Origin of the sequence: Bacillus sp. SG-1, from assembly GCF_000181495.1 — a bacterium.
In the GTDB taxonomy this organism is placed as follows: Bacteria; Bacillota; Bacilli; order Bacillales; family Bacillaceae_B; genus Rossellomorea.
This window is the reverse complement of the sequence record NZ_ABCF01000111.1, coordinates 1-6,428: the sequence shown is the minus strand read 5'-3', so window position 1 is coordinate 6,428 and position 6,428 is coordinate 1. Positions and strand designations below refer to the sequence as shown.

7 protein-coding genes are annotated in these 6,428 nt (G+C 42.6%); all 7 read right to left on the bottom strand.

Annotated elements, in window-relative coordinates; genetic code table 11:
- A partial coding sequence (locus tag BSG1_RS18510; protein ID WP_006838756.1) for a DUF1290 domain-containing protein occupies nucleotides 1-221 on the bottom strand: 221 nt, incomplete at its 3' end.
- A gap of 4 nt (nucleotides 222-225) precedes the next feature.
- The gene (locus BSG1_RS18505) at nucleotides 226-942 is read right to left on the bottom strand and encodes a DUF881 domain-containing protein (RefSeq protein ID WP_006838755.1); all 717 of its coding nucleotides are present in this window, start codon (nucleotides 940-942) and stop codon (nucleotides 226-228) included.
- A gap of 49 nt (nucleotides 943-991) precedes the next feature.
- Nucleotides 992-1,699 (bottom strand): DUF881 domain-containing protein, encoded by a 708-nt coding sequence (locus BSG1_RS18500; RefSeq protein WP_006838754.1) that lies wholly within the window; start codon nucleotides 1,697-1,699, stop codon nucleotides 992-994.
- A complete protein-coding gene (locus BSG1_RS18495) occupies nucleotides 1,677-2,465 on the bottom strand; it encodes a cell division protein FtsQ/DivIB (RefSeq protein ID WP_006838753.1) in 789 nt (262 codons plus the stop codon). Before BSG1_RS18495 ends, BSG1_RS18500 begins: the two co-directional genes overlap by 23 nt.
- 657 nt (nucleotides 2,466-3,122) lie before the next feature.
- Nucleotides 3,123-4,223 carry a stage V sporulation protein E gene (gene spoVE / locus BSG1_RS18490; protein WP_006838752.1) on the bottom strand — a complete coding sequence of 367 codons (1,101 nt, stop codon included), beginning with the start codon at nucleotides 4,221-4,223 and terminating at the stop codon, nucleotides 3,123-3,125.
- A gap of 113 nt (nucleotides 4,224-4,336) precedes the next feature.
- Nucleotides 4,337-5,686, bottom strand: a complete 1,350-nt coding sequence (murD, locus tag BSG1_RS18485) for a UDP-N-acetylmuramoyl-L-alanine--D-glutamate ligase (RefSeq protein ID WP_006838751.1) — start codon at nucleotides 5,684-5,686, stop codon at nucleotides 4,337-4,339.
- Nucleotides 5,687-6,428 (bottom strand): phospho-N-acetylmuramoyl-pentapeptide-transferase (gene mraY / locus BSG1_RS18480; protein WP_006838750.1); only part of this gene is annotated, 742 nt, incomplete at its 5' end.

Here is a 6,428-nt window from a genome sequence, read left to right as displayed (position 1 = left end):
AAAGCCAAACTTGCAGCCAATAAAATATTAAAGAAAAAACCTGAGACAAACACTTTGTCATCATAGATATTTTGAAGGTGGGCCCTTATCCCACCAAACAGTGTATCGAGAGCTGCTAATACCGCAATGGATAAGTAGTTTGAATATTCATCTGGAATCCTGATATCGGTAAGCAATCCGAGGATCACTCCTAGCAGCAACCCTAAAACGGGCAGCCACATCCTGTTAATTCCCTCCTTCTGTAACTGGCTCCATATGACGGATCCTGATGGTGTCTGTATATGCAGGAACTGTCAGGTTTTCCATTGGGGAGCCGATATTGACACTAAGGTTATCAATGAAGAAATCCTCTATTGCCCGGGAAACCTTCATCCGGTTATGGAGATCTTTAGCTTGCTTGAGATCCTTTGTCAATATCCTGATTTCAAATGGTACTGAGTTGATTGGGTATCCGTCAATTTTCGTCTCGCCATTTATATCCCTGATCACGGAAGTGTTGATAAGGCGGTGTCCGTCAATCGAAATATCCCGTGCACCGTAGCGGTTCAACTCATTGACAAGCCTCTCCAGAAGCTCAGGAGAGACAGATTTAATTTTGGCACCGAGCAGTACTTCCTCAACTGAAGGTTCTACAGTCAGTATCAATCCGGGTCCACTTTTTTCCACCAAACCGGCTTCCTCTTTGAGTTCTTCGAGAGTCTCTCTTAAAGCCTGTTCCTGGCTTGTCTGTCGTTCTGTTTCATATTTCTCCAGTTTCTCATCGACCGACTGGAGTTCCTCAAGAAGATTGGACCCGCTATCCCTTTCGTTTTCTATCGCTTCTCTTAATTCCCAAATATCCCTGGTATCCCTGATTACCGGTTCTTGAACTGTCTGGAACTGGACAGCCACCATCAATCCGATAATAAAGGTTATAAGAGTAAAGCTGACTTTATTGCCCACTCTTTCTCACCTTGCTTTCTATTTTCCCGTACTATGGGTCAATCCTGCCTTACGACTCACTGATGAGAGGCTCAAGGACCAGTGAACTTTCCTCTTTGAGGCTAAAATCAATATTTTCGTTCACTAACTGATCTTTAACTCCGCCAGTCAAATCCAATGCAGATGACATAACTTCCGGATCACCGATTGCTGTGATTTCAAAAGGGGCACTTGAAGGTACACCGTCAACCGTAATGACCGGGCCTGTACACAGGATATATGAATCATGCTTAAGCCTTTGGCCATTGATGGCAACAGCAGAAGCGCCAGCAATGTATAATTCATTGATTACTTTGAACACATGGTGTTCATGTACAATATAATTATTCACATTAGGCTCATCCGGATTGTATTGGGAGTCTGATAGTGTTACACGCACCCCTGGGCCCTGGACTTTCACTTTTCCAAGAAACATCCTGTACTTTTCAGCATCCTCTGCGAGATTGAAGTAAATCTGCTTCTCCTGGGATAATTCCTTTTCAATGTTAACGAGTTTCTGCTGTTTCTCATATACTTCTGTTTGAAGAGCAGAATTTTTTTCCTGCAGGCTGAACAGCTGACTGCGCAGCTTATCTTCCCTCTGCCACTGTCCATCTGTCAGCTGAGCCCCTTCCTTCTTTTCCGAATTGGCCAAGCTGTAAGAAAAGGCAAGGATAAATCCCAGTACCAGACAAACCAAGGAGAGGATGACATGTCTAACTTTCACTTTCATCTTCATCAACCTCTGGTTCTCCTTCCGTTTCATATTTTCTGAAAAAGGAGCCGACCTCCAAATCTATGACTCCTTTTGATGACTCGTCGAGCTGGCTGACAATAGAAGGATAATGAACCATTTTTTCGGAAAAGGTCCTGATAGAAGCACTGACTTCAAATCCGTCATTCATGTACAAGGAAACATGATACGGGTCAGTTTTCTTAGGAGACAGGACAATCTCGGAGATGGAGTTCTTAATTTCTGAAGGAAGAAGCTTAAGTTCATCGACCATTTCTTTAAGGATATTATCTTCTTTGAAGCCTATCAATATAGGTGCATCAGTTGGAAGGGCATCTAATTCCCTTGAGTCAAGCAGATCACCGTTTTCAAGGATGGGATAAAACCTGGTCTCATTAATCAAATAAGCAGCTTTTTCATACTCCTTCAAGTGAACCTTTACTGTGTTTGGAAGCTGCAGCTTTACTTCAGCACTTGAGACTTCTGGAATCTTTTCGAGTTCCTGTTCTGTTTTGGACCTATCAACGCTCCAAACATTTGCGCCCTTTTCGACGGAGATCGTCTCAAGAATAAACTCTTCGGAAACAAGGTAATTCCCTGTAACAGTAATGTCTTTCACCTGACTTAAAGAGGACTGAAAATAAACCACCGTCAGAATCAGAAGAAGAAAAAGCGATAATAAAAAAGTCAGTCTTCGATTAGCTTTTTTCTTTCGATGCTGTTTAAGTTTTGGAATTCTTTCCTCCAAGGACACAATTTTTCCCTTGTCCATACTTTTCTTTCCCCTCCAATTATCATACCGTGCAAGATAAAGGATTTTCCCTTCCCTTTATGTATAATTTTTCATATAAATGAAACGTCCTGTGATACCTGTATGAAATCAGAGCCAACGTTTATCTTTCAATACCTTTATTCTATATGAAGGGAAAAGATGATAAAAGAGGGTAGACACTTATTTTCATAATATTTTTCTATTTTTTGTATTTAGTGACCACCATATCACTCTTTAAGGTTCATTTTGCTGGTTAATACCTTCGAATCTTCCAGGAACATTTTAACAAAGGTTCTTATCCCCGGCAAAAACAAGGCCTTTCAGCGTATTCCCTATACTACTATATTTTAAACCTATTCGGGCAGCGTTCATCATAATGTCACTGAACTGTAAATTAGATTGCTGGATTTGTTACGTACATTAAATAATATCCTGTGCCGTCTCTTACGGCAATACTCTAAACACTAAGCAGAAATGGTAAGTTTTGCAGTTTTCGAGGAAAGTATTCGCCGCCCTCACGTTATACTGGTGTGGAGTTACAATATACGCTCCCGCAGCATTGTAAAAGCCTCATTGCACCTTCCATAGTCGGTCCCCATTAATAATCATCTCATCAAAAAACCGAAACACAGTATATACTGCATTTCGGTCATTAACCTAGTATCTGGCATATCGGCTGATATTTAATAGTACTCCAACGGCAAGGAGCATCAGCGTCAAGGATGAACCCCCATAACTCAGAAAGGGGAGGGTGATACCGGTAACAGGCATCAACCCTGTTACCACCCCGACATTAATCATAACCTGAATGGCTATCATCGATACTATTCCAACCGCAAGGAAACTTCCGTAAAGATCCGGAGCACCGAGGGCAATTCGTATCCCTCTCCAAAGAAGAAGAGAAAACAAAAGAAGAACAAGACTCCCGCCGATAAAACCCAATTCTTCTGCCAATATGGCAAAAATAAAATCATTTTGAGGTTCAGGCAAGTAGAAGAATTTCTGCCTGCTTTCCCCGAGCCCTAGTCCAAGAAGGCCTCCCGGACCAATCGCGTACAGTGATTGAATCATCTGAAACCCGCTCCCCAAGGGATCTTCCCAAGGGTCCATAAATGAAGTGATCCGTTTAATTCGATATGGCGCAGACAACACCAGACCTGCAAACCCAGCAAGTCCGGCGAGGCCCATCATGGCAAAATGACTGATTTTGGCGCCGGCGATAAAAACCATGACGACTGCTGTTCCAACCATGACTGTACCGGTACCCAAATCGGGCTGAAGCATAATCATACCGAAAGCCATAAAGACGAGAAACAGCGAAGGAACGAGCCCCTTCCGGAATGAAGTTATGTACTTCTGATTTTCTGACAGGTACTTCGCAAGAAAAGCAATCATCGCAAGTTTCATAAATTCAGAAGGCTGGATGGAGAAAGCTCCGACACCAATCCAGCTGCGAGAACCGTTCCTTAAAACTCCGACACCTGGAATCAAGACCAGCACCAGGAGGACAAAGCAGACGATAATGATCACTTTTCCCCATGTTCTCCATGTCCAATAATCAACATTCATGATAAAAAACATCGCCAGGACTCCCACTCCCGCAAACAGGATTTGGCGTTTTGCGAAGAAGAAGGTGTCATCAAACTTGTAATCCGCCCAGACTGCGCTTGCACTGTATACCATAATAAGTCCGATAGCAAGTAATGATAGTGTCACCACAATCAAAATAAAGTCGGGGGTTGATTTTTTCAAAGGCATTTCTAACACCTCGATAGACTTATTTGAGCCGTTTCGAGCAATCAAAACCTTTGATTTTCGCTGTCAATACATGTTGTGTTTCTTCTTATTGCTCCAAAAAAGACAAGCCCTTATTAAAGCTTATGCACCTCATCTATAAAAATGTCTCCGCGAACCTCAAAAGTGCGATATTGATCCCAGCTTGCGCACGCAGGCGACAACAGGATCACATCCCCTTCTTCTGAAATCTCGTATGCGGCAGGCACTGCTGCCTCTACATTATCGACACGTTTTACTGTTTGTATCCCTGCTTTGGCTGCCGTCTCCAAGAATTTAACTGCAGTCTCCCCAAATGTGATCAATGCTTTGACATTTTTCAAATAAGGAATCAGTTCATCGAAGCTATTTCCTCTGTCCAGCCCGCCTGCCAGCAGGATTGTCGGCTGATCAAATGCCTCCAATGCACTTTTTGCCGCTAAAACATTAGTGGCTTTTGAATCATTATAAAATGACCTTCCATTCAGTGTCCTTACGAACTGTGTCCGATGCTTAACACCGGTAAATGTTTTAAGTACCTCCTGGATAGCCTCATTAGAAACACCGCTCAATTTAGCTGCAATCACAGCGCAGAGAATGTTTTCAAGGTTATGTTTTCCAGGCAGAGCGATCAATGATGTTTCCATGATTTTATCATCATCATAATAAATGGCTCCATCCTTGATACTGGCCCCTTTTTCCAAAGGCCTTCTGGTTGAAAAATAAATTTTTTGTGCTTTGGAAAAACTTAAAAGTTCAGCAAGTTCCGGCTGATCGGCATTGATGACCAGGTAGTCATCTTTCGTTTGGTTCGCTGTTATATTTGCTTTCGCTTTGGCATAGTCTTCAATTGAACCATGGTAATCAAGGTGTGCCTCGTAAAGATTTGTAAATATGCTGATTTTAGGACGAAACTCCTCAATCCCCATCAATTGGAAAGAAGAAAGTTCGATGACGATGTTATTTTCTTCTTTCGCCGTCTGTGCAACCTCCGAAGCCACTGTTCCAATATTCCCGGCAATCAAGGGCTGTTTTCCGCCTTTATCAAGCATTTCATGCACCAAGGTAGTTGTGGTCGTTTTGCCATTTGTGCCGGTGATTCCGATAAATGGAGCTTCAGACACCAAATAGGCCAGTTCCACTTCTGTGAGGACAGGAATCCCCTTTTCCAATGCTCCGCTCACCAGCGGATTATTATAAGGTATACCAGGATTCTTGACTATGTAATCAAATCCTTCATCAAGCAATTCAATCGGATGGCTGCCGCAAATTACCTTGATCCCCTGTTGAAGAAGTCCTTGTGCTTCCGGATTATCAGAGAAAGGCTTCCGGTCGTTCACTGTTACGAATGCATCTAATTTATGCAGCAGCGAGGCTGCACTGACCCCGCTTTTTGCCAATCCCAATACTAGTACTTTTTTATGTTTGAATTTAAGTGTTGTTTTCAATTATATCCACACCTCAATATAAATTCCTAATACTGCACACAGAAGCCCGACAGTCCAGAAAGTCACAACGACTCTCCATTCTGACCAGCCGACAAGCTCATAATGATGATGAAGCGGGCTCATTCTGAATACCCTTTTTCCTGTCGTTTTAAAAGAAATGACCTGTATGATGACAGATAACGTTTCAATGACAAAAACCCCGCCGATCAAAACCAGCAGAATTTCAAGCTTGGTAAGGATTGCAATAGCAGCTATTGCCCCTCCAAGAGCAAGCGATCCCGTATCTCCCATAAATACCTTTGCTGGATGTGCATTAAAGACAAGGAAGCCAAGTACGGCCCCTACAACCGCTACAGCAAAGATGGAAACATCATACTGAGATTGATTCCAGGCCAGCACGGCGAGAGCACCAAATGCAATGGCTGAAGTTCCGGACACAAGACCGTCCAGTCCATCTGTCAAGTTAACGGCATTTGAAAATCCGACAAGCCAAAAGATAATGAACAACACATAAAACCATCCCAAGTCAACACTGATATCTGTCAACGGAATGGAAACAGTTGTAGCAAAATCATTTAGTTGATAAATATAAAAGAAGACAGCTGAGATGAGAATCTGCCCGGCTAATTTTTGTTTAGATGTCAAACCGAGGTTTCTCTTCATGACTACTTTGATAAAGTCATCAAGAAAACCTAGAATACCAAATCCGACTGTCACCAAAAGCAGCAAAAAGGTTTCAGCG